The 22330-nt window shown below is 53.7% G+C and carries 28 protein-coding genes and 1 tRNA gene; 9 read left to right on the top strand and 20 right to left on the bottom strand.

Annotated elements, in window-relative coordinates; all coding sequences use genetic code 11:
• Position 1 precedes the first annotated feature (1 nt).
• The 5 genes from BD01_RS01935 to BD01_RS01955 all read right to left on the bottom strand — a co-directional run bounded on the left by BD01_RS01935 (position 2) and on the right by BD01_RS01955 (position 2198).
• The gene (locus tag BD01_RS01935; protein ID WP_042689374.1) at positions 2-286 is read right to left on the bottom strand and encodes a DUF4040 domain-containing protein; all 285 of its coding nucleotides are present in this window, start codon (positions 284-286) and stop codon (positions 2-4) included.
• Entirely contained in the window at positions 283-690 is a 408-nt protein-coding gene (gene mnhG / locus BD01_RS01940) for a monovalent cation/H(+) antiporter subunit G (protein ID WP_042689376.1), read from the bottom strand. Before mnhG ends, BD01_RS01935 begins: the two co-directional genes overlap by 4 nt.
• A complete protein-coding gene (locus BD01_RS01945) occupies positions 687-941 on the bottom strand; it encodes a monovalent cation/H+ antiporter complex subunit F (RefSeq protein WP_042689377.1) in 255 nt (84 codons plus the stop codon). The genes mnhG and BD01_RS01945 overlap by 4 nt, the downstream gene beginning before the upstream one ends.
• On the bottom strand, positions 938-1471 hold the full coding sequence (locus BD01_RS01950) for a Na+/H+ antiporter subunit E (RefSeq protein ID WP_042689378.1): 534 nt from the start codon (positions 1469-1471) through the stop codon (positions 938-940). The genes BD01_RS01945 and BD01_RS01950 overlap by 4 nt, the downstream gene beginning before the upstream one ends.
• Before the next feature lie 226 nt (positions 1472-1697).
• Complete coding sequence (locus tag BD01_RS01955) at positions 1698-2198, bottom strand: hypothetical protein (RefSeq protein ID WP_042689379.1); 501 nt, start codon at positions 2196-2198, stop codon at positions 1698-1700.
• 157 nt (positions 2199-2355) lie between these two features.
• Between BD01_RS01955 and BD01_RS01960 the strand changes: the two genes are divergently transcribed.
• From BD01_RS01960 to BD01_RS01970, 3 genes are read left to right on the top strand one after another with little or no spacing between them, the layout of a single operon-like run.
• Positions 2356-3615: a radical SAM protein gene (locus BD01_RS01960; RefSeq protein ID WP_042689382.1), complete on the top strand. Its 1260-nt coding sequence runs from the start codon at positions 2356-2358 to the stop codon at positions 3613-3615.
• A 41-nt stretch (positions 3616-3656) separates the two neighbouring features.
• Entirely contained in the window at positions 3657-4307 is a 651-nt protein-coding gene (locus tag BD01_RS01965) for a hypothetical protein (RefSeq protein ID WP_042689385.1), read from the top strand.
• A gap of 21 nt (positions 4308-4328) precedes the next feature.
• On the top strand, positions 4329-4871 hold the full coding sequence (locus BD01_RS01970) for a hypothetical protein (RefSeq protein ID WP_042689386.1): 543 nt from the start codon (positions 4329-4331) through the stop codon (positions 4869-4871).
• Here the strand turns inward: BD01_RS01970 and wecB are convergent.
• Positions 4857-5990, bottom strand: coding sequence for a non-hydrolyzing UDP-N-acetylglucosamine 2-epimerase (wecB, locus tag BD01_RS01975; protein WP_042689388.1), 1134 nt, complete (start codon positions 5988-5990; stop codon positions 4857-4859). The two genes, BD01_RS01970 and wecB, sit on opposite strands and share 15 nt — an antisense overlap.
• Complete coding sequence (locus BD01_RS01980; protein ID WP_042689390.1) at positions 5987-7258, bottom strand: UDP-N-acetyl-D-mannosamine dehydrogenase; 1272 nt, start codon at positions 7256-7258, stop codon at positions 5987-5989. The genes wecB and BD01_RS01980 overlap by 4 nt, the downstream gene beginning before the upstream one ends.
• Before the next feature lie 293 nt (positions 7259-7551).
• Here BD01_RS01980 and BD01_RS01985 point away from each other — a divergent pair, with 293 nt between their 5' ends.
• The gene (locus BD01_RS01985; RefSeq protein ID WP_042689391.1) at positions 7552-8652 is read left to right on the top strand and encodes a DUF354 domain-containing protein; all 1101 of its coding nucleotides are present in this window, start codon (positions 7552-7554) and stop codon (positions 8650-8652) included.
• Here BD01_RS01985 and BD01_RS01990 read toward each other — a convergent pair.
• Positions 8599-9144: a stage II sporulation protein M gene (locus BD01_RS01990; RefSeq protein WP_042689394.1), complete on the bottom strand. Its 546-nt coding sequence runs from the start codon at positions 9142-9144 to the stop codon at positions 8599-8601. The genes BD01_RS01985 and BD01_RS01990 overlap by 54 nt on opposite strands.
• A gap of 5 nt (positions 9145-9149) precedes the next feature.
• Positions 9150-9428, bottom strand: coding sequence for a lipoate protein ligase C-terminal domain-containing protein (locus tag BD01_RS01995; protein ID WP_042689396.1), 279 nt, complete (start codon positions 9426-9428; stop codon positions 9150-9152).
• A 69-nt stretch (positions 9429-9497) separates the two neighbouring features.
• Between BD01_RS01995 and BD01_RS02000 the strand changes: the two genes are divergently transcribed.
• Complete coding sequence (locus BD01_RS02000) at positions 9498-11420, top strand: arginine--tRNA ligase (RefSeq protein ID WP_042689397.1); 1923 nt, start codon at positions 9498-9500, stop codon at positions 11418-11420.
• Here BD01_RS02000 and BD01_RS02005 read toward each other — a convergent pair whose 3' ends face one another.
• From BD01_RS02005 to BD01_RS02030, 6 genes are all read right to left on the bottom strand, one after another.
• Positions 11421-12491, bottom strand: coding sequence for an AAA family ATPase (locus tag BD01_RS02005; protein ID WP_042689398.1), 1071 nt, complete (start codon positions 12489-12491; stop codon positions 11421-11423).
• Between the two features lie 104 nt (positions 12492-12595).
• Positions 12596-13843: a peptide chain release factor aRF-1 gene (gene prf1, locus BD01_RS02010; RefSeq protein ID WP_042689401.1), complete on the bottom strand. Its 1248-nt coding sequence runs from the start codon at positions 13841-13843 to the stop codon at positions 12596-12598.
• 58 nt (positions 13844-13901) lie between these two features.
• Positions 13902-14147 (bottom strand): pro-sigmaK processing inhibitor BofA family protein, encoded by a 246-nt coding sequence (locus BD01_RS02015; protein WP_042689402.1) that lies wholly within the window; start codon positions 14145-14147, stop codon positions 13902-13904.
• A gap of 9 nt (positions 14148-14156) precedes the next feature.
• The gene (locus BD01_RS02020) at positions 14157-14717 is read right to left on the bottom strand and encodes a hypothetical protein (protein WP_042689404.1); all 561 of its coding nucleotides are present in this window, start codon (positions 14715-14717) and stop codon (positions 14157-14159) included.
• A gap of 28 nt (positions 14718-14745) precedes the next feature.
• Complete coding sequence (locus BD01_RS02025) at positions 14746-14940, bottom strand: class III signal peptide-containing protein (RefSeq protein ID WP_042689405.1); 195 nt, start codon at positions 14938-14940, stop codon at positions 14746-14748.
• Between the two features lie 91 nt (positions 14941-15031).
• Complete coding sequence (locus tag BD01_RS02030; RefSeq protein WP_042689407.1) at positions 15032-15214, bottom strand: class III signal peptide-containing protein; 183 nt, start codon at positions 15212-15214, stop codon at positions 15032-15034.
• A 122-nt stretch (positions 15215-15336) separates the two neighbouring features.
• On the opposite strand from BD01_RS02030, the gene BD01_RS02035 reads away from it, so the two are divergent.
• Complete coding sequence (locus BD01_RS02035; RefSeq protein ID WP_042689408.1) at positions 15337-15897, top strand: hypothetical protein; 561 nt, start codon at positions 15337-15339, stop codon at positions 15895-15897.
• Here BD01_RS02035 and BD01_RS02040 read toward each other — a convergent pair.
• Positions 15890-17173 (bottom strand): site-2 protease family protein, encoded by a 1284-nt coding sequence (locus BD01_RS02040; RefSeq protein ID WP_042689410.1) that lies wholly within the window; start codon positions 17171-17173, stop codon positions 15890-15892. The two genes, BD01_RS02035 and BD01_RS02040, sit on opposite strands and share 8 nt — an antisense overlap.
• Before the next feature lie 181 nt (positions 17174-17354).
• Between BD01_RS02040 and BD01_RS02045 the strand changes: the two genes are divergently transcribed.
• Positions 17355-18746, top strand: a complete 1392-nt coding sequence (locus BD01_RS02045; RefSeq protein WP_245599263.1) for an ATP-binding protein — start codon at positions 17355-17357, stop codon at positions 18744-18746.
• A gap of 30 nt (positions 18747-18776) precedes the next feature.
• On the opposite strand, the gene BD01_RS02050 is transcribed toward BD01_RS02045, so the two are convergent.
• On the bottom strand, positions 18777-19172 hold the full coding sequence (locus tag BD01_RS02050) for a DUF126 domain-containing protein (RefSeq protein WP_042689415.1): 396 nt from the start codon (positions 19170-19172) through the stop codon (positions 18777-18779).
• Between the two features lie 9 nt (positions 19173-19181).
• Positions 19182-20342: an aconitase X catalytic domain-containing protein gene (locus BD01_RS02055; RefSeq protein WP_042689418.1), complete on the bottom strand. Its 1161-nt coding sequence runs from the start codon at positions 20340-20342 to the stop codon at positions 19182-19184.
• Between the two features lie 93 nt (positions 20343-20435).
• Here BD01_RS02055 and BD01_RS02060 point away from each other — a divergent pair.
• Together BD01_RS02060 and BD01_RS02065 are read left to right on the top strand one after the other, a co-directional pair.
• Positions 20436-20513: transfer RNA gene (locus tag BD01_RS02060), tRNA-Met, on the top strand.
• Positions 20514-20604: 91 nt separating this feature from the next.
• Entirely contained in the window at positions 20605-21621 is a 1017-nt protein-coding gene (locus BD01_RS02065) for a M42 family metallopeptidase (RefSeq protein WP_042689419.1), read from the top strand.
• A gap of 115 nt (positions 21622-21736) precedes the next feature.
• Here the strand turns inward: BD01_RS02065 and BD01_RS11460 are convergent, their stop codons facing one another.
• Together BD01_RS11460 and BD01_RS02070 are read right to left on the bottom strand one after the other, a co-directional pair.
• The gene (locus tag BD01_RS11460; protein WP_394296086.1) at positions 21737-22069 is read right to left on the bottom strand and encodes a GNAT family N-acetyltransferase; all 333 of its coding nucleotides are present in this window, start codon (positions 22067-22069) and stop codon (positions 21737-21739) included.
• Positions 22065-22307, bottom strand: coding sequence for a hypothetical protein (locus BD01_RS02070; protein WP_042689421.1), 243 nt, complete (start codon positions 22305-22307; stop codon positions 22065-22067). The genes BD01_RS11460 and BD01_RS02070 overlap by 5 nt, the downstream gene beginning before the upstream one ends.
• Between the last annotated feature and the right edge of the window lie 23 nt (positions 22308-22330).

The following is a 22330-nucleotide window of genomic DNA, read 5'->3' on the forward strand; positions in this document are numbered from 1 at the left end:
CTCACCATCTTACCCACCACCCGGGCCTCTCTTCCTCCTCTGTCTCAAAGCGCTGGGTTCTCTTTATGGCGAAGATGAATATCGCACCGCTGAGCGCGGCCCCTATGGCCGCTTCGGTCATTGCCACGTCCGGCGCCTGAAGGATTAGGAACAGTATTGAGGCGAACAGGCTTACCGCGGCCATTCCAACGGCGGCCGCTAAGAGGTCGCGCCACTCAACGGCGAGTATCGCCGAGATTATCATAACGCCTATTATGATGTAGTTGATGCAGGTTACGCAGTTCATTCGCTCACCTCCTCAGAGGTCTCGGGAGTCTCACCCTCAGCCTTTTCGGCCTGCGCCTTGCTCGCGAGGTGTTCTCCATACTTGTCAACGACGCTACCGTGCCAGAGAGGAATTCCGCGCTTGTAGGCGGCCCTTATGAGTGCGTGGGCGCTTATCGGGTTGGTGAGCAACAGGAATCCCGCGACAGCTATCGTCTGCACTATCCACGCTGGAGAATAGCCCTTTCCAACGGCCCAGATTCCAACGCCCACTATGACGCCCAGCGAACCGAGGGTGGCGCTTTTGGTGGACGTCTGCATCCTGTTGTAAACGTCGGGCATTCTTATCAGACCGAGTGCTGACAGGAAGTAGAAGAACGTCCCTATGAGGACGAGGACTTCACCGATTATCGCCAGAACGCTCATAGGCCTCCCTCCAGGTAGCGGGCAAAGGCTATGACTCCACCGAAGGCAAGGAGCGCGTAGACGAGGGCAACGCTGATGTAAATCATTCTGCCGTAGTAGAGCGCGAAGAGCACCATCAGCCCGGTGGTTATGGTCGTCATGATGTCAACGGCGACCAGCCTGTCAACTGTCGTCGGTCCCCTGAAGACCCTGTAGGTGCTGAGGAGCGTTGCTATCGCAATCAGGGCGAGATAAATGTTAATCCCTATCATCCGAATATCACCCTCAGGTACTTTTCAAAGGGCCTCGTTATGGCCTCAGAGGCCTTTTCGACGTGCTCAGAATCGTCCTTGGCGTTGAGGACCTCGTCCGGAACCCAAATCCAGTGGATGAAGTAGTTATCCTCGTCGACGTCGAGAGTTATCGTTCCTGGTGTGAGGGTTATCGAGTTTGCCAGAGAAAGCTTTCCGGTGTCGCTGTTGAGAACCGTCTTGCACTTGACGATTCCGGGCCTTATGGGCCTCGCCGGGTGAAGAACCCTGTAAGCCACGTCAAGGTTGGCCATTATCATGGCCCACAGGAAGTACGGTATGTATGCTATTGCGTAGGCGACCCTCTTTGGATGAAGGTTTGCCAGTCCTGCTTTGGTGAAGACGTCGTGCGTCAGTGCCGCTACTATTAAAGCTATAACGGCTCCGGTTATCAACTCCTGGCTGTCAAGGCTGGCCGTGACGACCAGCCACAGAATAAACAGCACGATAAAAGTGTAGGCGAACTTGCTGGCGCGACTTGCTTCTTCCATACTCAACCCTCCGGAGGTTGATGCACTCATTTGGAGTGACTATCGAAGGTTGCCAACCATAACTTATAAACCTTACCTGGGAAGAAGAAAGGTTTAGAACTTTTGGTTAAAATAGGGGTCTCTAATTTGTCCCATAGTCCGGAAAAGCGTCCACGAGCGTTCATTCTTCGAGAAGAGGTAACAAAATCTTTTGGGGAAAGAAGGGATACTGGCCAAAAAAATTCGGTCAGTAGATGGATATCCTCTTGACGCCTTCGAGCTTTGAGAGCTCGTTGATGAGGTCGCCGGGTATGGGCTTCTCGGTTATGATGGTCAGGGTTGCCTCAGGGTAGAGCTCCGGGTCTTCCGCGACGACCTGAACTATGTTGATGTCGCGCTCCGCTATCTTCTGCGCAATCTTGGCGAGTATTCCTATGGCCCTCGGCTCGGGCTCAATCTCGATGACGCCGTAGCCAACGTGCCTGCCGACGTACTTCATATGGACGGTCGGCTCGAGGTTGGTGTATATCTCCTTGAGCTCCGGAACCTTGAGTATCATGGCAACGGTTTCCTTGACGACACGCCTGTCAACGTCGAGGGCCTTGGCTATCTTTGTGTAGGGCACCTCGATGTCTCCAGCCTTTATCTTCATGTCCTCTGAGACCTTGAGGCCGTACTTGAGAAGCGTCTTGGCGATTTGCTTTCTGACGGGATACTCATCAAAGTAATGCTCAATCTTCCCCCACATGAGCTACCACCCAGTTCAGTTCACCAGTAGACTCTTTAAGCCAATAGTATTAAAATGTTTCCATGCCCGCATGTCTTCAAGGGGGGAATTTAAAAGTCTTCCGGACGGATGTTTTGTCCATCAACGGGTTTTTAAACGCACCGTTAAACTCACGACCATGATAGAGCTTCGCCTTCCCCACGTGACGTTTGAGGATTTGGGAGACACGATACGGCTAATCTGGCGTGAGACCCTTTACGCGGACTTTCCAAAGCGAGAGCTTGAACGGGTCATCCGGAAGAAGTACCGCGTCTCACCTCAAATCACGGCCCGAAACGGCGCGCTAATCATAGACACCGACTACGAGAAAGTTGAAGGCTTCATAGCGCTCTACATTCAAAACAACCTCGGAGCACTTCTCAGGAACCGCTACACGAAGAGGAAGGTCCTCTACATTCACGAGGCCATGGACGTTCCGCTCCTCGGCTACAACGCCTTCGGTTTGATAGACAGGGGAACTAACCTGATTCAAATTAGGGGCGTCAGCGGGTGCAACCTGAGCTGTATCTTCTGCTCCGTTGATGAGGGGCCATATTCGAGGACGAGAAAGCTTGACTACGTCGTTGATATCGACTATTTGATGAAGTGGTTCGACGAGGTCGCGAGGATAAAGGGAAGGGGTTTGGAGGCACACCTCGACGGTCAGGGTGAACCGCTCATCTACCCCTTCAGAGTGGAACTCGTTCAGGCGTTGCGGGAGCACCCGAACGTCTCGGTAATCTCGATGCAGAGCAACGGGACGCTTCTCAACGACAAGCTCGTCGAGGAGTTGGCGGAGGCCGGCCTCGACAGGGTGAACCTCTCAATACACTCCCTCGACCCGGACAAGGCGAAGATGCTCATGGGAATGAAGAGCTACGACCTTGAGCACGTTCTGGAGATGGCGGAGGCCCTTGTGAACGCGGGAATAGACGTCCTCATTGCCCCGGTCATAATTTTCGGAATCAACGACGACGAGGCGGAGGCGTTCATAGAGTTCGCGAGGAAAATCGGCGCCGGAAAGCGCTGGCCGGCCCTCGGCTTCCAGAACTACATTCCCTACAAGTTCGGCAGGAACCCGGTCATAGCCAAGACTGTCCCCTTCAAGGAGTTCTACGCCTGGCTGAGGGGGCTTGAGGAGAAAACAGGAATGAAGCCCCTCGTCCTGAAGCCGAGCCACTTCGGCATGGAGAAGCGCGAGTTCATTCCCCTCGCCTTCCGGCCTGGGGAGGTCGTAAAGGCAGAGGTCGTCCTTCCGGGCAGGATTGAGGGTGAAATGCTTGCGAAGGCCAGAAACCGGCTCATCGAGGTCGTTGGAACGAAGGCGGAAGTCGGGGACAGAATAAAGGTGAGAATCGTGCGGACGAGGCACGGTATCTACATCGGGACCGAGGTTTGAAAAACTTTTTAAAGTAAATTCCCAACTTCTTTTGATGCGTTATGAGGGGGCGCGCCCTTATTGTCCTCATTGTAGTCGCCGCAGTTATTGGCCTCGGAATAGCTTCGGAATTCTCAGTGCTCTCCGAAGTGTCGGGGGAGTCCCATTTTGATGGTTCTCTTATTCTCAACGATACCGGCTGGAGGAGTGCTCCAGAGAATCCCAACGTCGTTTACGTGGCCCTGCTAGTTTCCGAGCCGCAACTTTTGGAAGCCCTTAAAAGTTCTCTCTCAACAGTTATACGCTCCCATAACTTGACCCCTGAATTCGTTGATGAACCCATGAACTACGACCTCAAGGGACGGCTTGTCGTGGTTTTCCTTCCCCACTCCTTCAGCAAGAACCGGATTCTCTATCGGGAATACGGGGTCTCTGGAATCCTCTACTACTCCTACGCCGGTGATGCCGAGACCTTTACCTTGCTAACAAACGGCAAAACCCTCTCAGGAGAAAACCTGGAGAAGCTTGCCATAAAACTTCGCGTTTCGAGCATCGAAAGGCTAAACGAAGAGCATATTCTCAACCAGACGGTTTCCGTGACCTACTGGTGGAAACTAAGGGTAAAGGCGGGAATACTCACGGAAAGAGACCCCTACAAGACGATTGCCAAGCAGATTGCCCTGGAACTGGATAGCTTCCTGAGGAGTCATTAGTTCTGTTTTGGGGTGGAATCCATGCGAACCGGTGCGACCGTGTTCCTCCTCTTACTTCTTGTTGCACTCTCTGTTCACCAGCTCGTGTCCCACAGCACCTCCTGCTGGTGGAGTTCGGAGGTAAACCCCTCGCTGGAACCCGGAAACGGAACCGTGTACGTTTACTTTGATGGAGGGGGCAACACGTACCTATACCTTCCCGTCTACCTGAACTGGTCTCTCCGTCCGCTGGGACTAACTCCAATTTTTGTTGACTGGAACGCTTCCAACGTCACCGGAAACGTCCTTATCGTGTCAGTACCATTCTGGGGCGAATTTGCGGGCTTTCTTTCGGTGACGTACCGTGCTAACGTAACAATTGAATACTACAAGAATGTCAGCGTCAGGGAAGTGATTCTCAGGCACGTCAACGGGCAGAAAGTTCCGGCCGAGCCCGCCGCGAGGGCTCATCTCACGGTCACGATGAGGGCAGGGTACCTTTCAAAGTTCGACCCGTATCTCGAGCTGGCAAAAATCATCTCCGAGAAAACAGGAAAAATTTTGAGGCCCTCAGATAAACCTTGAGCTCCTAACCCTCAGCTCTCCCCTTTCGTGGAGTTCCAGTAGGATTTTTGCTATCCTTTCCCCGGCCCTTCCGTCGCCGAAGGGGTTCGGAGCGTTCGCCATCTTCTCGTAGAACTCTTCGTCTTCCATCAGCCGTCTAAGGTAACCGAGGGCGCGGTCCTTTTCAAGGCCGACGAGTATGTTTCCGCCGGCCTCCACAGTCTCCGGCCTCTCTGTGTTGTATCGGAGGGTCAGGCAGGGTACGCCGAGGATTATAGCCTCCTCCTGTATTCCCCCTGAATCGGTCATTATTGCAAAGGCGTTCTTCTCGAGCCCGAGGAAGTCGAGGTAGCCGAGGGGCTTTGTGACCGTGAGGTTCTCAATCGCCTCCACTCTCTCCAGCAGTCCAAACTCCTCCAGCCTCTTCCTCGTGCGCGGGTGCATTGGGTATATAGCTCTCATCGGCAGGCTTTCAAGGATTTGGACGAGCTTCTCAAGGTTCTCCCGGCTGTCGGTGTTCTCCGCCCGGTGGGCCGTTATGAGGACGTATTCCTTTGGTTTAAGGTTAAACCTCTCAAGGACGTCGCTCTTCTTCTCAGCCACCTCGGCGTTCTGCAAAACCGCATCAACAATCGTGTTGCCGACGACGTAGACGTTCTCGGTTATCCCCTCGCGTTCGAGGTTTTTCTTAGCCTCCTCAGTCGGCGGAAAGAGAACCTCGCTCGCGTGGTCTGCAAGAATCCTGTTTATCTCCTCTGGCATCGTTCTGTCAAAGCTTCTCAAGCCGGCCTCGACGTGAGCTACCGGAATCTTCAGCTTGACGCTGGCCAGAGCTCCAGCCAGAACCGTGTTGGTGTCGCCCTGAACGAGCGTAACATCTGGCCTCTCGTCCATCAAAACCCTCTCTATTTTTATCATCGCCTTTCCGGTCTGCTCCGCCTGTGTTCCAGAGCCGACTTCGAGGTGGTAGTCTATCCTCGGAAGCTCAAGCTCCTCAAGGAAGACGCTGCTCATCTCGTAGTCGTAGTGCTGACCTGTGTGGATTAGAAGGGGCTCTACGTCCCTCTCAAGGAACGCCCTTATGACCGGCGCGAGCTTTATTATCTCCGGCCTCGTTCCAAAGACGAAAGCGGGCTTCAAAACTCACCCCTCCCGATGCCCTTGAAGAGGAAGCCCCTCGGCGGGTTCTCGACCACGTGCCTGCCGTCTATGAGAATTCTCGTCCGCATGAGCTTTCCGAGTTTTTCCCAGTCGAGGGACTTGAACGCCGTGTGGTCGGTGGCAATAACGACGGCGTCCGCGTTTTCAACCGCTTCCTCGACGCTCCCGCTCGTGCCCGGGACGAAGGGGTCGTAGGTTTTAACGGCCTTCACGTCCCCCTCTATCTCTTCGATGAAGGCCAGCGCCGGCGAGTTCCTCGTGTCGTCGCTGTCGCCCTTGTATGCCAGTCCGAGGACCGCTATGGTGGCGTCCTCGGGCGGAACGTTCAGCTCCTTAAGCGCCGAGAAGAGCAAATCCTTCGTAAAGAGGGGCATAGAGTCGTTTATCTCCCTCGCGAGCTTTATGAGCCCGAAGTCCTCTTTGGCTGGCCAGAGGAGGAGGTGCGGGTCCTTCGGGAGGCAGTGGCCGCCGACCCCTATCCCGGGGGTGTGGATTCTAACGCGCGGGTGCGTGTTGGCAAGCTCTATTGCCTCGAAGACGTCTATCCCGTACTGGTGAGCGAGAAAGGCGAACTCGTTCGCCAAAGCTATGTTCACATCCCTGAAGGTGTTCTCCATCAGCTTGACGACCTCACTGACGGTCGAGTTCGTCTTGAACGTCTGCCCCTTGACGAAGGAGCGGTAGAGCCTTTCGGCCATCTCGGCGCTCTCGGGCGTTATCCCGCCGAAGATGCGGGAGTTGTAGACGAGCTCCTTAAAAATCCTGCCCGGCATTACCCTCTCCGGCGCGTGGACCATGTAGAAGTCCTTTCCCGCCTTGAAGCCCGTCAGCTCCTCGATGAGCTTCGCCATCTTAACTGTCGTGAGGGGCGGAACGGTGCTCTCTATGACCACCAGCGAGCCCCTTTTCATGGCCTTTGCAACGGTTTTAACGGCGCTCTCAAGGTAGCTCAGGTCCGGCGTTTTGTCCTCCCTCAGGGGGGTTTGAACACAGATTATGTACGCATCCTTCCCCCGTATCTCCTCTGGGTCTGAGGTTGCCCTGAGGTTGCCGCTTTCAACGGCCTTTCTGAGCAGCTCGTCTATCTCGGGCTCGACGATGTGGGCTTTCCCCGAGTTTATCTTCTCGACTACTTCTTCCCTTATTTCATAACCGGTGACATTGAAACCGGCGTTCGCGAACATTATCGCCGTTGGGAGGCCTATGTAGCCGAGGCCTATGACCGCTATCTCCCTTATCCCGTCCATCACTTCCACCGGAGCGGGTTGGAACGGCCGGATAAAAGCCTTTTTGAGGTAACGATTTTGAAAGCGTTGGAACCGTTTTGGTGCGCCTATCAAGAACTTCCTTCGCCTGGACACTCTTGTTCACTTAGCCCGGTAGTAGTGGCCCGGCGAAAACCTACATCATGGAAGGAAAGCGTTAGAAAGCGTTTTTCATTGAAAGGAGCCATCTGAAACGTCCGAAAAAACGCTTCTGCAACCGTTTTTTGGAAAGCCTTATATTGGACAAAGCCGTTCACTCATCGGCGGGTGGTAGAATGAAGGTGTGGATTGACATCACGAACGCGCCTCACGTTCACTTTTTCAAGGGCCTCATCAGGGAACTGGAGAAGACTGGCCACGAGGTTCTAATCACGACGAGGGAGTTCGACGGTCTTACCGGAATTCTCGACATGTTCGGTTTCGACTACTACGTGGTCGGAAAGCACGGGGGTTCCACCCTTGAGGGCAAGCTCATCGCGAGCGCCGAGAGGGTTTACAAGCTCAGCCGGCTGATAATCGAGGAAAAGCCTGATTTGGCGGTTTACAAACACTCGGTCGAGGCACCGCGCGTTGCCTTCGGCCTCGGGATTCCGAGCATAGGCTTCGTTGATAACGAGACCGCCATAGCCCAAAACAAGCTCATACTCCCCTTCACGAAGCTCCTCCTCTTCCCGAAGGCGATAGACGCCTACGAGCTCCTCAAGTGCGGCGCCGACCCCAACGGCATGAAGCCCGTAAACGGCTTCTCGGAACTGGCGCATCTCTACGGCTTCAGGCCCGACAGAAAGGTTCTCAGGGAGCTCGGCCTCAGGAGGAACGGCTACATAGTGATGCGCACCGAGCCGGTCAAGGCCAACTACTTCAACGGGCCAGAGAGGAGCGTCCTCGAAGACGTTATCCCCCTCCTACCCGAGATGCCCATCGTGCTCTTCCCGAGGACGGAGGAGCAGAGGAGGCGTTTTGAGCGCTTTGACAACGTGATAATGCCCGAGAAGCCCGTTGACAGTTTAAGCCTCCTCTACTACGCGAGGCTCATGATAGGGGCCGGTGGGACTATGAACAGGGAGGCGATAGCCCTCGGAACACCGACAATCTCGACCTACCCCGGAAGGCTCCTCGCGGTCACGAGGTGGCTCGTCGAGCTCGGTGTCAAGTTCCACTCAACTGACCCGGCGGAGGTTGCCGAGGTCGCGGAAAGGATGATAGAGGCCAACGGGAGTTACAGGAACTACATAAGGAGCGTTGTCGCGGGCCTTGAGAACCCAATGGACGCGATACTGAGGGAAATAGAAACATACGAGGAGAACGGGACCTTCGAGGTCTCAGAGGCCGGCAACCTTCGGGGTTACGTAAGCCTCGATGAGGGCCGCAACTAAGAGCATCCCAACCGTTACCGCGTAGAGCTTCAACGCCTTTTTCATTCCCTCTTTGAAGCCCCCTGCCGGTTCTTCGGCCTCGCGTATGCTCCTGTACCAGAGGATTCCCGCGGTTCCAGCCAAGACGAAGGCCGGGATTTCAACGAGGCCGTGTGGGACGAGTCCGAGGACGATTTTGCTCGCCGGGACGCCTATCTTCACGAAAAACCCTGCAACGATTCCAACAACCAGACCGTTGAAGAGCATCATGACCCAGGGGCCGAGCCCGAAGAACAGCCCCGAAACGAGGACGAGGAGGGCAACGCCGGCGTTGTGGGTGAATATCCTAACGAAGTTATCGAAGGGGTTCGGTGAGAGTCCGCCGAGCTCGTTCGCGAGTTTGAGCACGTACTCCCCGGCTTTCTCGGTCTGAAGGTAGGCGTAGGCAACGCCGAGGACTATTCCAATTCCAAACGTCCCGAGGAGCAGGGAGAAAGTCCTCTTAACGTTCACGCCCTTCACCCTTCGAGGGCTTTCTTGAGGGCAATCTTGAAGTCCTCGACGTTCACGTAGGGCATCTCCACGTCAAGGCGCATCGCGAAGAACTCGTCAATCAGGCTTTCGAGCTCCTCGATTTTATGCCCTTCAAGCTTCCTCTCAAGGTCGTGGACTGCCTCCTCAGGGTGCATGAAGAAGTCTCCCGTAATCCTGACGTGCTCAGCTATGCCGTCCCTCTCGTCGAACTCAATCCTTATGAGGCCCTTCTTGGCCTTGTGCTCACCGACGTGGTGCTTCATACCCATCCCCGTTGTAAGCTCGCGGGAGAACTTTTTAAAGGTTGGGTTAAAGTGGGAGCGGTGGTGAAGATGGTCTATAAGGAGATACAGGAGAGGGCGAGGCTTTCTCTGAAGAAGGCACTCGACGAGATGCTCACCGAGGCCGGAAAGGAGTGGGACGGCGAGATAACCTTCGACGATACGCCAAGCCTCGAGCTCGGCGACTTCGGAACGGCCATAGCGTTTCAGCTCGCTAGGGTTTTCAGGAAGGCCCCGAAGCTCATAGCGGAAGAGCTTGTCGAGCGCATCGAGAGGCCCGAGGGCATAGTCGAGGTAAAGGCGGTTAACGGCTACATCAACTTCTACGTTGACTACTCCTACCTTGGGCGCGAGCTGGTTAGGGAAATCCTTGAGAAGGGAAGCGCCTACGGTGAGAGCGAAATTGGGAGGGGCAAAAAGGTCATCGTCGAGCACACCTCGGTCAATCCAACCAAACCGCTCCACATGGGGCACGCGAGGAACGCGGTTTTGGGCGACACGATGGCGAGAATAATGAGAAAGCTCGGCTACAAGGTTGAGGTTCAGAACTACATCGACGACCTTGGAGTGCAGTTCGCGCAGGTCCTCTGGGGCTATCTTAACCTGAAAGAGGAGTTCGAGAGGATTGAGGCCGAGTTAAGGGAGAAGGGCCTGAAGGAGGACTTCATAGACCACGTCATGGGCCTGCTCTACGTGGAGGTCAACAAACGCATCGAGGAGAACCCAGAGGTGGATAAGGAGGTTCGCGAGCTCATGAAGAAACTTGAGGAAGGAAACAATGAGATAGCCGAAATCGGCAGGAAGCTTGCCGAGCGCGTCGTTAAAGCTCAGATGCTCACGACCTACCGTATGGGCATCGCCTACGACCTGCTCAGCTGGGAGAGCGACATAATGCGGAGCGGAATCTTCGAGGAGGCCTACGAACTCATCGAGGCCAACGAGAACTTCTTCTGGGGGAAGGATGGCAAGTACAAGGGAGCGTTTGTAATGGACCTCCGGAAGCTCTTCCCTGACATGAAGAACCCCTTCCTCGTCCTCAAGAGGAGCGACGGAACGGCAACCTACACAGGCAAGGACATAGCCTATCACCTCTGGAAGTTCGGCAAGGTGAAGGCGGACATGCTCTACAAGCTCTGGGACGAGATTGAGAACCACGAGACCTGGACGACGGCTCCGGACGGAGAGGAGATGCCCGGCAGGTTCGGCAGGGGGGATATAGTCATAAACGTCATCGGAGCGGAGCAGAGGCACCCCCAGATGGCGATTAAGTACGCCCTCCAGCTCCTCGGCTTTGAGGAAAGCGCGGAGAACTTCCACCACTTAGCTTACGAGCACGTTGTGAGGCCGGAAGGTAAGTTCTCGGGCAGAAAGGGAACCTGGGTCGGCTTCACCGTTGACGAGGTCCTCAACGAGGCCGTTCAGAGGGCGAGGGAACTGGTTGAGGGGAAGAACCCGAACCTGAGCGAGGAGGAGAAGGATAGGATAGCCGAAGCCGTTGGAGTCGGCGCGGTTCGCTTCAACCTCGTCAAGTACAGTCCTGACAAGGTCATAACCTTCCGCTGGGATGACGTGCTCAACTTCGAGGGGGAGAGCGCGCCGTACATACAGTACGCCCACGCCCGCTGTGCATCAATCCTGAGGAAGGCCGGGGAGAGCGGAGTCGAGACCGACTGGAAAGCTCTGCTTGAAAAGGCTGACTTCTCAAAGCTGACCCTCCGCGAAAAGGAGCTCATCAAGCTCCTCGCCAAGTTCCCGGAGGTAATAGAGAGCGCAGGTAGGGATATCAAGCCTCACCTGATTCCGGCTTACCTCAACGAGCTGGCTTCACTCTTCAACAAGTTCTACATGGACCACCCGGTGCTCAAGGCCGAGGAAGGCGTAAAAGAGGAGCGCCTGCTCCTCGTTCTGGCGGTCAAGCAAGTGCTCAGGAACGGGCTGGAGTTGCTTGGCATAGAGGCGCCGGAGAAGATGTGACTAGCCTTTCAATATTTTTTCCACGAGGGGGTCTATTATCCTGTACTCCCCGTTTTCTTTCCTCACCCAGCCCATTTTCTCAAGGTTCTTCAGGAGCGCAGATAGTCTCGCGTTCGTTATAGGTCCGCTTTTTGCTTCCACGTAGTCCTTAACCTCCCTCCAGCGTGAGAGGCCCATTGCTATCGCCCTGAGGATTAGGGAGTACCTTGGAGAGCGCTTTTCGAGTTCAAGGAGCTCTTCCCGTATCATTGCCCGGGCCCTCTCGACAGTTCTCTCCATGGCCCTCTCGAAACTTCCGCTCTTCCAGTAGTTAAACCCAAACTCCACGAGCCAGCCCGGAATGCCGTCGAGCTCATCAACAGCTCTCTTTATCTCCCCCTCCGGAACTTTCAAGCCGACTTCTTCAAATCCTTCCCGCAGGAAAGCCTCCGAGAGTTCCCTCGGGAATGGCTTAACTTCAACCTCCTCATAAACCCTGCCGAATAGTGGACTTGAGTAATCGTCGATGCCTATGAAATCATGGAGGAGGCCGACCTCCGAGCCTGTGAACACGAAGCCAAGGTTCGGCAGGGAGTCGTAAGCGTAGGCCATTCCCGCCAAAAGGTCTTTTCCACCCCTCGGCCCGTAGAATCGAAGGTACTGGGCCTCGTCGAAAGCCAAAACGACCCTCCCAAACTTTTCACCGAGGCCGTTTAAAAGTTCGAAGATGTCTATTATGGTAGTCTCCTTTGGTTTGATTTTTATCCCGGCCAAATTAACGCTCTCAAGCTTTATCCCGCTCAGAAAGCCAAACCTGCCCTTCCCGAGGAGTATCTTTCTAATCTCGTCCACAAGAACGGCGGGGCTTATCATCCCTCCACCGGATGCATAGAGTCTCCTTGCGTCGAGGTAAAGGCCGAGACCGTCAAATTCATTAAGAGTCACCCTCAGGAGGGAACTCTTCCCCACCCTCCGGATTCCGATGAGAACCGTTATCGGGTACTCTTCCATTCCCTTAAGCAGAGAGTTCAGCTCCTTCTCCCTGTCGAAAATTTCCTCCCTCCTGCTCTTCGGCCTCGGGTCAAACAACATAGGTATCGCCCCCGATACTAAGTATCGGTACCGATACTTAAATGTTGCTGAGGCAAACAACAGCAATATATAATGAAGGTGTAAAAAAGAAGCCCGCAAGTAGCTCAGTGAATCTTGTACCTCAGGAACGCGCCGAGGCCTCCAAAGGCCTTGTAGAACTGCTGGCCCTCCTCGGTGTCGAGGGAGATTATCTCCACGTTCGAGCCGGCTTCCTCCGCCATCTTGATGAGCTCCTCCGCGACGTCCCACTTCTCGAAGGTTATGTTCTGACTGCCACACTTTGGACAGTGGGTCAGCTTCTTCTTGTAGACGTGGAACTCCTGCTCGCTCATCGTCTTCTCCTCGCTCCAGCCGCAGTTGTTGCACTTGGCCTTGACGCGAACCTTGTCATAGCCCTCGCTGATGAGGAGCGTGTCAACGGCGCCGAGCTCAAGGGCCTGGCGGACTTCCTTCTCACCGTAGGTTATCATCCCCGTGTCCTTGACGAGGTGCCTGAAGAAGTCCTGGATAAGTTTCCTCTCCTTGACCGCCTCATGGTCTCTGAGTATATCGCTGGCCTTCTCAACGAGCTCCCTTAGGCCGTACTCGCCGTGGTAGCTTATGTCGACGACGCCGATAATCTTCTTCCTCAGCTCGTGGTGGAGGTAATCACCCTCAACGAACTCCTCCTTGGTCGGCCCGGGACCGCCGATGATGATTCCCCTCAGCTCGCCCTTCTCAAGGAGCGGGAGGAAGGCCTTGTTGGCGTGCTCGCCGATGCGCTTCATGAACTCGTGCGTTTCCTGCTCGCGAATCCTCTCGTAACGCCTCGCCGACTGACCACCGGCCCTCGTCTTTCCTGGAACGTTCGAGGTGAGCTCGTCTATAACCTCAATCCTCTTGCCCCTGAGGAGGCCTATCGTTGCCTCGTTCTTCTCGACGGTTATGAGGCCGTACGCATCTTTAACGCGGAGCATCTCCTCAAGCGGTTCGGTAACGAAGGTCTGGTCACAGCGGTAGAGGCGGACCTTGAGGGGCTCGGGCGGAACGATGGCCCAGAGTCTTATGTCGCTGACTCCCTCCTGCTCGCTGACGTTACCGACGAACAGGGCAAGGCCGTTCTCCGGAGTCTTGCGGTAGAGCTTGAGGTGCTGCATCGCCCTTTCGAGGGCTCCTAAAACGTTCTTTCGAGTTGACTTGCTCTTGATGTTCTGGGCCGTTCCGTACTCCTCGCGGAGCTGTTGCATGACCTTGTTGATGTCGTAGCCGGCCGGAATGTAAAGACTGACGAGTTCGGTCGCTCGACCTCGATAGCTCTTGAGTTCTTCAACCTTCTTCTTGAGCTCGTACATTTCCGCTGACTTGTGAGACATGAGCATCACCCCTTCTCTTCCCGTTCCCGGTTAAAAGGGGCCACTTATAAAAGTTGGCCTAGAAGAGGGATAGGATTATGAGTATAAACGCGCCGATGACTCCTCCAATGGCCAGGATTAGCAGTGTCAGCCAGTTTATTGGGACGTGAGTAACGCCAAGGAAGTTCAGGACGCCGATTATAATGAGGCCGGTAATCGCGTTCACCGCGAGCCACTTGAGAATCGCTATGGTAAGGGCTAGGATTGCCCACCCAACGATTGCGAGAAGGAAAAGGAGAACCAGAAGGAGGATAAAATCCGGCATGGTAACACCTCAGAGTTTTTCTAGGGTCTCCCTGGCTATCTGTCCAAGGGGAACCCACTTTTTGCCCTCGAAGGGGAGAACTACCTTGTCTTCCACGCCGGTGAGTTCCTCCACGAGGGGTTTGAGCTCGCTGAGCCCGAGTTCTCCTATGACGACCAGCAGAAAGCCCTTCTCGTCCCTTTTGCCCTCGCGAAGGCCCCGCTTTATCTCCTCAACTATCCAGGAGCGGTACTTTCGGGCCAGTTCAGGATAGGTTCTGATGATGTCGTAGGCGAGCACCATGGCGTTTTCCCTGATGTAGGGATTCCTGTGGTGGATTAGGGACATCAGTTTCTTGAAGTTGCTCTCATCGAGGTACTTTGAGAGAACGCTCCTGTCGGTTTCCAATACCTGGGTCAGGGCTAAGAGAGCATCGCCCACTATTCCGGGGTTTTCGTCGTCAAGAAGTTCAACTATCGCGCTCATGACCTTTTTGTCCTTAATGGCATCCTGAACAAGGAGCTCGAACTGTCCCGATTCAAGCATCTCCTTAACTTTCTTCTTTTTGGAGCCGAAGCTGAAGATAGGCATGTAAATCACCGGATAATTTTTATGTTAATCACTTTTTAGTTTTATTCAAAAACTCATTTAAACTTGAATTAATATTCTGGCTTGTGCCGTTGGAGATATTGCCTATTTTCTTTACCGTTCCTACTCTTGGGTCTAAAAATTTTTTTAGGATAAACACTAATACTACTAACGATAAAGCAATCATGAAGAGGTACTCAATTGCACCCTGGGCCCTTCGATTCATAGACTTCCCCTTTTAAGTTTAATGTAAATTTTTAATGCTAAACTTTAAAGAGAAAATAATAGATGTAAACCAAGAGAATATCTCATAATATTCACTTAGTTCCATTTACACTCATATTGTTGAGTATCTGGCTAGCATTACCACCTGCACTTTGGGCTACATTCTTTGCTGTGTCTCCCTTGTTCTGCAACTGCTTAACAACTATCAGTATAATTACCAGCGCCGCGGCAATCATGAAGAGGTACTCAATTGCACCCTGGGCCTTCCTCATCATGGCAAATCACCTCCAAAGGTTTACTTCAACCTAAACTCGACTAAAAAGGCTTATATATCTTTCTACCCAATACTGAGGAGAGGCATACCCAATATTGCAAGGACTCCAAGAGGTGTGCATTCATGTTGGTGAGCTTTCACTGCGAATCATCGAGCATTGAAGATTGCGTTGAAGAAATCAACAAAAAGTCAGAAAATATCCTACGTGACCTCCCAGGCTTTGTAAATTCTGCAAAGATATTGTTGAGCTTTGGAGCCTTCATGAACCTTGGCGTCGTGCTGGCAGTTGACAAATCCCTCACCGCCCACAAGGTTGTTCGGGCAGATTTTTCTTCCGGCAAAAACAAGGAGGATGCCATCAACAAAACACTCGAGAAGCTCAATGCGATAATCCCAGACCGCGCCAAGATAGTTGATTTTGAAGTGAAAACCTACACCACACCTGTAACGAGGAGAACCTATGCAGTGGGGGTAGTGGTTTACAACGTTTTCGAACAGAAGAAGCCCATTGGAGAGTACACCCTCAAAGAGAGACGAAAACTGATAGCGATGGTTCTGGAGGCCTTCAACTACAACCCAAAGGTTCTCAACATCTCAGAGCTCGCGAGGGTCTTCGGGGTTTCCAGGGACAGCATATACTACGACATCGAGCAGATACTCAAAGAGGCGGGCAAATCTAAGTAGTCCAAATCGGCCTCGGTGTTGCGGTGAGGATGAATAGGATAGCCGCCAGTATCGCAAGGGCTATCCTCTTCTTGGATATTGGCGATACTTCGTCGAGGGCGCCGGGATTCCCAGCGGAGCCAATGAGGAGAACGAGCAGTCCCCAGATGAACCAGCCACTCCAGAGGTAGCTCATCCCGATGAGAACGAAGGCCGTGACGTAAGTCACTATCCTGTGTGTCCTTTCGCTGATGAACGCCCTCAGCACGTGTCCCCCGTCGAGCTGGGCAACCGGAATCAGGTTGAGGAACGTGACGAGCAGTCCGACCCAGCCGGCCATCGCAATGGGATGAAGGAATATCACGTAGTTGTCAGGGATTCCAAGCACTGCCCTGGTTAGGAGCTCGAAGAGCAGGTTCGTACCGAAGTAAACCCCTCCTTCCGTCTGGGGCACCATACTAGGGGGAACCACAATCGAGAGCTTCAGACCTATGGCCGTGACTGGGATGGCCACCAAGAAGCCCGCTATCGGCCCGCTAACGCCAAGGTCTATTGCCGCGTCCCTCGTTGGCAGGGGAGACTTAACCCTTATCACAGCGCCAAGGGTTCCTATCAAACTAAACGGGAATGGTATGAAGTATGGCATCGTTGCACGGACGCCATGGTAGGCAGCGGCTATCTTGTGGCCAAGTTCGTGGGTTCCGAGAATTGCCATGACGCTTACCGAGAAGGAGAGTGCTATAAGGTAGGGGTCCTTCATCCCGGGAAGTCCGTAATAATCGAGGGCAGAGATGTAGTTAAGGGCCAGCATGTAGCCTGCGAATAGGGTCGTCGCTATGGTCGCGAGCAGGAAAACCCAGGGTAGCCACTTGTTGTCTGGCTTGACCTCCCCCGCGGGAAACACAAACAGGAGGACTTTGCCATCGCGTTTCTTCAGGGCGCACCAGTAACCGAGCCTCTCCATCTCACTTAGAACCTTCTCGAAGTTTGGCTCAAGGATGTCCTCAACCTCGAAAACGAAGACCCTCCCGTCGAAGCCAGCAAACCGGAGGTTGTAAAACGTCCTGAGTTTGGCCTCAACCTCCGGCGGAAGGTCCGGAGTCTCGGCAACGTGAATCTCGGGGGTGGGGACGGATTCCAGCGATGGGCTACGTGGTCTTTCGGCATCTTCCCTCGCGTAGCCCACGAGAATCATGTCCCCTCCGCAACGGGGGCACGAGCGCTCAAGAAGGGGCTCGGTGGAATCCCTCTCCTCGCGGTAGCCACAGTTAAGGCACTCGTAGATTCCCCTCGGCATCTTTTACCTCCTGATTAAAATTGGGGGGAGGGTTAAAAAGTTAGTCCTTTTCAGGGCGTCCAGTTAATAGGTATGCACTCTCCAATGGATTTCTTCATGAAAGTTTCAGCTTGTTCCATTATATTCTGTTTTGATGATACAAAACGATAGCTTTTTATCCTATCATGATGAACTACACTTGGTGAGAGTCTTGGAAGAAGGACTCGTGGAAAGCATTGTGAGAAGAACCATTGACACGGCCGAGGCAAGGCTTAGGAAGTACGCGTTCACTTCAACTGGAGAAAAAAGACCCGAAAGGAAACCCCTCGCGAAGCTTAAAGGGGAAGTTGAGATGTTCCTTAAAACCCGGGAGAACAGGCTTCTGGTTCTTTACGGTCTTCGCGGTGTCGGAAAGACCACCATGCTCGCTCAAACCTACTTCAAGCTTCTCCCTCAGATTCCAAGGGAGAGACTTGTCTACGTCTCCCTCGACAAGCTTCGTCCGTTGGGGATAAGTCTGAATGACTTTGTCCGTGCTTACGAGCGTCTTCTCGGTGAGAGAATCGAGGAGTTGAGTCAGCCAACCTTCCTATTCATCGACGAAGCTCACTATGACGAGAACTTCGGGATTACGGTGAAAGACCTTCACGACTCCGCGAGTAACCTCATGATTGTGGTCACTGGCTCCTCTTCACTTCCCCTTAAGCTCGACCCCGACCTGATGAGGAGGGCCAGAAAGCTCAGGGTGCCGCCTTTAACCTTCACAGAATACCTACTTTTAAAGAAGAGAATACAAATCCCCGAGGAACTCAGTGCAGCTTTAAAGAGAGCAGTCCTCAGCTGTGATTTCTCAGGAATTGAAGAGAAGCTTGGAGGGGTACTCCTGAAGTTCACTGAAAAAGACGTTGAGGATTATCTCGTTCAAGGCTCGCTCCCCCTTTACCTCGCTTCGCCAAACCCGCTTGAGGATGCTTATGAGATACTAAGGAAGATTGTCGAGGTTGATTTAATGCGCGAAGGTCTTTCCGAGACGACACGGGAAAAGGCCCTTGGCCTGCTACTCCTTCTTGCTTCCGGTGAAAGCTTGGCCTACGATGACCTGAGCTCGACTCTGGGGCTCGCCAAGGCGACTGTGGAAAAGATGATTGAGAAGCTTGAAGACCTCGAAGTCATCTTTCCGGTGAGGGCCTACGGCTCTTTGGGCAAAGTCGCCCGAAAGACCCCAAAATACAAGTTCTTGGCACCTATGCTTAGGAGCGCGGTGCTTTACGAGTTCGGACTCTTTGAGAGGGATTCAAAAACGCTCGGTATGCTCCTTGAGGACGCGGTTGCGCTCTATCTCCATCTGCTTGCCAGGGAGAAGAAGTTGGGACTTCACTACGATGCCCAGAGGGGCGGTGCGGACTTCATCTTGAAGGGACATGGCGAAGGAGTCGTGGTCGAGGTCGGCTGGGGGAAGAAGGGCGTCCGTCAGGTCCTCAAGACCATGAAGAAGACTGGATTAACCTGCGGCGTCGTGGTTCACAACGGACCGTTGAAAAAGAAAGGAGATGTGTGGTTTGTGCCGAGGGAGCTCTTTTTGCTGACGCTCTAAATCCTTTGATTTCAAGAATGAAAAAACGGCTCAACCTTCCTCGACCTCAACCTCACCCGAGTCGGCGTCAACCTTAACTTTCATTCCGCTCCTCAGCTTTGAAACGTCTATCCCCTGAACCATTGGAATACCGGCTATTATCGCGCCCGTCGCCACTATCGTCTCGGCCTCACCGACGATTATCGCCTTCGGCGCCTTTCCGTTCTTCTTGAGGGCGTAGATTACGTAGGAGCCGACGGTTGAGCCCTTCCCGCGCGGGAAAGCGAGGATTTTGCCCGCTATGCTCTGACCCCTTATGTCGCTCTCCGCGTCGGTGACGATTCCAGTCTCGGGGTCAACCCCACCGAGGAATGAAAGTGGCTTCTGCGAGACTATCAGCTCGCCCTCGGCCTTCCCGCCGACGACCTTCCTTCCCTTCAGCTTCATTCTACCACCTCACGGTGCCTCCTTTATGAGCCTCTCGGCGTCGTCGAGCCTTACGCTAAAGCCGAATGAGCGGAAGTAGAATGCGCTCTTCCCGCTGTTGGTGGCAATGCCGTTATACCAGCCCTTAATCGGCGATACGACGAAGCACGAGTCCGCTATAATCCGCCCGTTGTAGCGCTCTATCGTTTCGGTGTAGCCGAGCGAGTCAGATAAAGCCTTAACGGCCCTGCTCGCGGTTATGAAGAGCGGTATCTTTAGGGGCCTTCCGCGCATTCTCAGAAGTTCGGCTACCTCCTTGATTTCCATGAGGGAAGCGTGAGGACAGCCGATGAGAATCATGTCTATCTCACTCCAATCGTCGGAGAAGCTCTCCCTGACGGCCTTCAGGTCGGCGTCTTCAACCGTTATCGTCTCTATCCCGTCAGAAATCGCGTTTCTGTATTCGGGCGTTTCGCCTTCGACGTGGTAGAGCGCTATCGAGCCCGTCGCCGCCATCGAGGCGCCGAGCTCCTTGAGGTAGTCCAGGCTCTCCGGTTTCAGGCCGGTTATGTAGGGCACGTCGTTTCCGAGGGTCTTTCCGAGGTGGTAGCCGAGGGCTGAGTAGTCAACGAACGTTTTGACTTTAGCTTCTACCTTCACCTTCACGGTCGCCTTCCTGTTCTCGTCGAGGTGGAGTCCGTACTCCGGCGTTTTGCCGACTATGGCTGATGCCAGGCTTGACGGTCCGCCCTCGCGGTTGGTTCTGGCACCTATTATCGAGTTTGCGAAGGAGACCGCCGAGCTCTCGCTCCAAGCCAAGTGGTCGCCGAACTTCGGAAGGTTCGCCCCGTAGTATGGGGTGCAGGTCGAGGTGACCTCTATCCCCATCGCGCGGTAGAGCTCCAAAACTTCCCTCTGCTTCTCCATGAACTCGTCGTCGCCTATTCCCGCCGGGTTGAGGGTCGTGTAGACGCTGACCTTCGCTCCAGCATCCACGAAGTCCCTCAGGAACTCAATGCCGGCCTCGCCGAGGTTTTTGTAGGAAACCCCTGCTATCTGGGCGCTCTTTATGGGAATCAACCGTTCCGCCCCGTAGATGTCACCGAGCGCAACGAGGATTTCCATCGCCTTCTGGAGGGCGTAGCCGTACTCGCCGGCCAAAATCAGCTCCTCTTCCTTCGTCAGGTACATAACACCACCGAACTGAGAACGGCCTTGAAGAATATAAAGCCCGCTCCGAAAGATTTATAAAGTCTCTCAGGATGAGTAACTAACGGGTCGAGCAGCGGGGTGGGGCAGCTAGGAGTGCCCGCCGGGCTCATAACCCGGAGGTCGGAGGTTCAAATCCTCCCCCCGCTACCAGATTTCTCATGCTTTCACGCCAACTTCTCTGGGATTCATTTCGGGCGATGTCCTTTTTAACCCTTCGAGTGATTTCTCAACGGTGATTTCGATGGAGCGCGTAGTTGAGATTCTGAGGGAGATTCTGGAGATTCCGTCTCCAACTGGATACACTAAGGAGGTTCTGGCACACATCGAGAAGAAACTGGATGAGGCCGGCATAAAGACGAGATACACCAACAAGGGAGCGCTTTTGGCCTACAACCACCCGGAGCCCGAACTCGTCATAGCGGGCCACGTGGACACGCTTGGCGCGATGGTGAAGGGAATCCTTCCTGACGGGCATCTGAGCTTTACGAAAATCGGCGGACTTCTCCTCCCGACGTTCGAGGGTGAATACTGCACTATAATAACCCGCTCAGGGAAGCGCTACCGCGGAACGCTCCTCCTCAAGAACCCAAGTGTCCATGTTAACAGAGATGCCGGAAAGAAGGAGCGCAAGGAGGAGAACATGTACATTCGCCTCGATGCAGAGGTCGAGAAGAAGGAGGACACCGAGAAGCTCGGCATAAGGCCAGGCGACTTCATAGCCTTCGACCCGAAGTTCGAGTACGTGAACGGCTTCGTCAAAGCTCACTTCCTCGACGACAAGGCGAGCGTCGCGGTGATGATTGACCTGCTCCTTGAGCTGGCGGACGAGCTTGAAAAGCTCCCCGTGGCGTTCTTCTTCTCGCCCTACGAGGAGGTCGGCCACGGCGGTTCTGCAGGCTACCCATCAACGACCAAAGAGTTGCTCGTCGTTGACATGGGAGTTGTCGGCGAAGGCGTTTACGGCAAAGAAACGGCCGTTTCAATAGCGGCGAAGGATTCGAGCGGGCCCTACGACTACGAGATGACGACAAAACTCATCGAGCTGGCAGAGAAGAACGACATACCGCACGTCGTTGACGTCTTCCCCTACTACGGCTCCGACGGTTCTGCGGCATTGAGGGCCGGCTGGGACTTCAGGGTTGCGCTCATCGGGCCCGGTGTTCACGCGAGCCACGGAATGGAGAGGACGCACGTCAAGGGGCTCCTCGCGACGAAGGAGCTGATAAGGGCCTACATAGGGGATAAGTTTGGGGTTTAATCTTTTTCTCTGGCTCTCATTCCTTCAGAATTCTGACGTCGAGCTTTTCGAAGTCCCTGTCAAATTAGGGAGTGAACAAAACTCAAAATCCAAATTCCCCTGAAAAAGTCGAAATCTAATCATATTTATCGCTTTCCCAAAAGGGCAGAGGGTCTCTTTGCCAGTGTAATAGTTGTATTATGCTGTCCATAATATACCCCTCACTGCTTCGTTTGACGAGACCCACTTTTGTTAGAAGGTCTCTCATACATTTTTTGTGTATGTGGTAAAACGCTATGGGTTCGCCTCTGTGAGAGTTCACGAAATCTTTTAACATCTCTATGCCGTAACCATGCCCTCTGTATTCTGGAGCTACGTATATCTCTGCTAATGTGGGAAATTCTAAGTGTGTGAATTCAGAATAATATCCTACGGCTCTTCCATCTTTCCAAAGAATTTTTGCCCTAATTACATTGTATTATGTATGCTCCGTCTGCATAAGGGGACCCTTCAATCTTAAGTTTATACCTAAGGAGAGCGTGGGTAACTTCATCTCGGGTTCCTGGAATGACTTCATGAAGCCCCTCCTTAGAGGATACTAAGAAGAGGCTTGCGTCTACTAATTTTCCATAGTACTTAACCCGGGAGATACTCCCCCAATCAGAATCATTTATTAACTCAAACCCCGAGTATGTTATATCACCCATAACGCACACCCCTCTTATTCGTT

It is taken from the genome of Thermococcus nautili (genome assembly GCF_000585495.1).
GTDB lineage: Archaea > Methanobacteriota_B > Thermococci > Thermococcales > Thermococcaceae > Thermococcus > Thermococcus nautili.

Excerpts from the sequence above, each read along its gene's own strand:
- BD01_RS01995 (WP_042689396.1), bottom strand. The coding sequence starts at position 9,428 with ATGAAGCACCACGTCGGTGAGCACAAGGCCAAGAAGGGCCTCATAAGG.
- BD01_RS02065 (WP_042689419.1), top strand. The coding sequence starts at position 20,605 with ATGGAGCGCGTAGTTGAGATTCTGAGGGAGATTCTGGAGATTCCGTCT.
- BD01_RS01965 (WP_042689385.1), top strand. The coding sequence starts at position 3,657 with ATGAGGGGGCGCGCCCTTATTGTCCTCATTGTAGTCGCCGCAGTTATT.
- BD01_RS02015 (WP_042689402.1), bottom strand. The coding sequence starts at position 14,147 with ATGCCGGATTTTATCCTCCTTCTGGTTCTCCTTTTCCTTCTCGCAATC.
- BD01_RS01970 (WP_042689386.1), top strand. The coding sequence starts at position 4,329 with ATGCGAACCGGTGCGACCGTGTTCCTCCTCTTACTTCTTGTTGCACTC.
- BD01_RS02000 (WP_042689397.1), top strand. The coding sequence starts at position 9,498 with ATGGTCTATAAGGAGATACAGGAGAGGGCGAGGCTTTCTCTGAAGAAG.
- BD01_RS01980 (WP_042689390.1), bottom strand. The coding sequence starts at position 7,258 with ATGGACGGGATAAGGGAGATAGCGGTCATAGGCCTCGGCTACATAGGC.
- BD01_RS02070 (WP_042689421.1), bottom strand. The coding sequence starts at position 22,307 with ATGGGTGATATAACATACTCGGGGTTTGAGTTAATAAATGATTCTGAT.
- BD01_RS02005 (WP_042689398.1), bottom strand. The coding sequence starts at position 12,491 with ATGTTGTTTGACCCGAGGCCGAAGAGCAGGAGGGAGGAAATTTTCGAC.
- mnhG (WP_042689376.1), bottom strand. The coding sequence starts at position 690 with ATGAGCGTTCTGGCGATAATCGGTGAAGTCCTCGTCCTCATAGGGACG.
- BD01_RS02035 (WP_042689408.1), top strand. The coding sequence starts at position 15,337 with ATGTTGGTGAGCTTTCACTGCGAATCATCGAGCATTGAAGATTGCGTT.
- BD01_RS02025 (WP_042689405.1), bottom strand. The coding sequence starts at position 14,940 with ATGAATCGAAGGGCCCAGGGTGCAATTGAGTACCTCTTCATGATTGCT.
- BD01_RS01950 (WP_042689378.1), bottom strand. The coding sequence starts at position 1,471 with ATGGAAGAAGCAAGTCGCGCCAGCAAGTTCGCCTACACTTTTATCGTG.
- BD01_RS01935 (WP_042689374.1), bottom strand. The coding sequence starts at position 286 with ATGAACTGCGTAACCTGCATCAACTACATCATAATAGGCGTTATGATA.
- prf1 (WP_042689401.1), bottom strand. The coding sequence starts at position 13,843 with ATGTCTCACAAGTCAGCGGAAATGTACGAGCTCAAGAAGAAGGTTGAA.
- BD01_RS01960 (WP_042689382.1), top strand. The coding sequence starts at position 2,356 with ATGATAGAGCTTCGCCTTCCCCACGTGACGTTTGAGGATTTGGGAGAC.
- BD01_RS02030 (WP_042689407.1), bottom strand. The coding sequence starts at position 15,214 with ATGATGAGGAAGGCCCAGGGTGCAATTGAGTACCTCTTCATGATTGCC.
- BD01_RS01985 (WP_042689391.1), top strand. The coding sequence starts at position 7,552 with ATGAAGGTGTGGATTGACATCACGAACGCGCCTCACGTTCACTTTTTC.
- BD01_RS02055 (WP_042689418.1), bottom strand. The coding sequence starts at position 20,342 with ATGTACCTGACGAAGGAAGAGGAGCTGATTTTGGCCGGCGAGTACGGC.
- BD01_RS01945 (WP_042689377.1), bottom strand. The coding sequence starts at position 941 with ATGATAGGGATTAACATTTATCTCGCCCTGATTGCGATAGCAACGCTC.
- BD01_RS02040 (WP_042689410.1), bottom strand. The coding sequence starts at position 17,173 with ATGCCGAGGGGAATCTACGAGTGCCTTAACTGTGGCTACCGCGAGGAG.
- BD01_RS01955 (WP_042689379.1), bottom strand. The coding sequence starts at position 2,198 with ATGTGGGGGAAGATTGAGCATTACTTTGATGAGTATCCCGTCAGAAAG.
- BD01_RS02050 (WP_042689415.1), bottom strand. The coding sequence starts at position 19,172 with ATGAAGCTGAAGGGAAGGAAGGTCGTCGGCGGGAAGGCCGAGGGCGAG.
- BD01_RS02020 (WP_042689404.1), bottom strand. The coding sequence starts at position 14,717 with ATGCCTATCTTCAGCTTCGGCTCCAAAAAGAAGAAAGTTAAGGAGATG.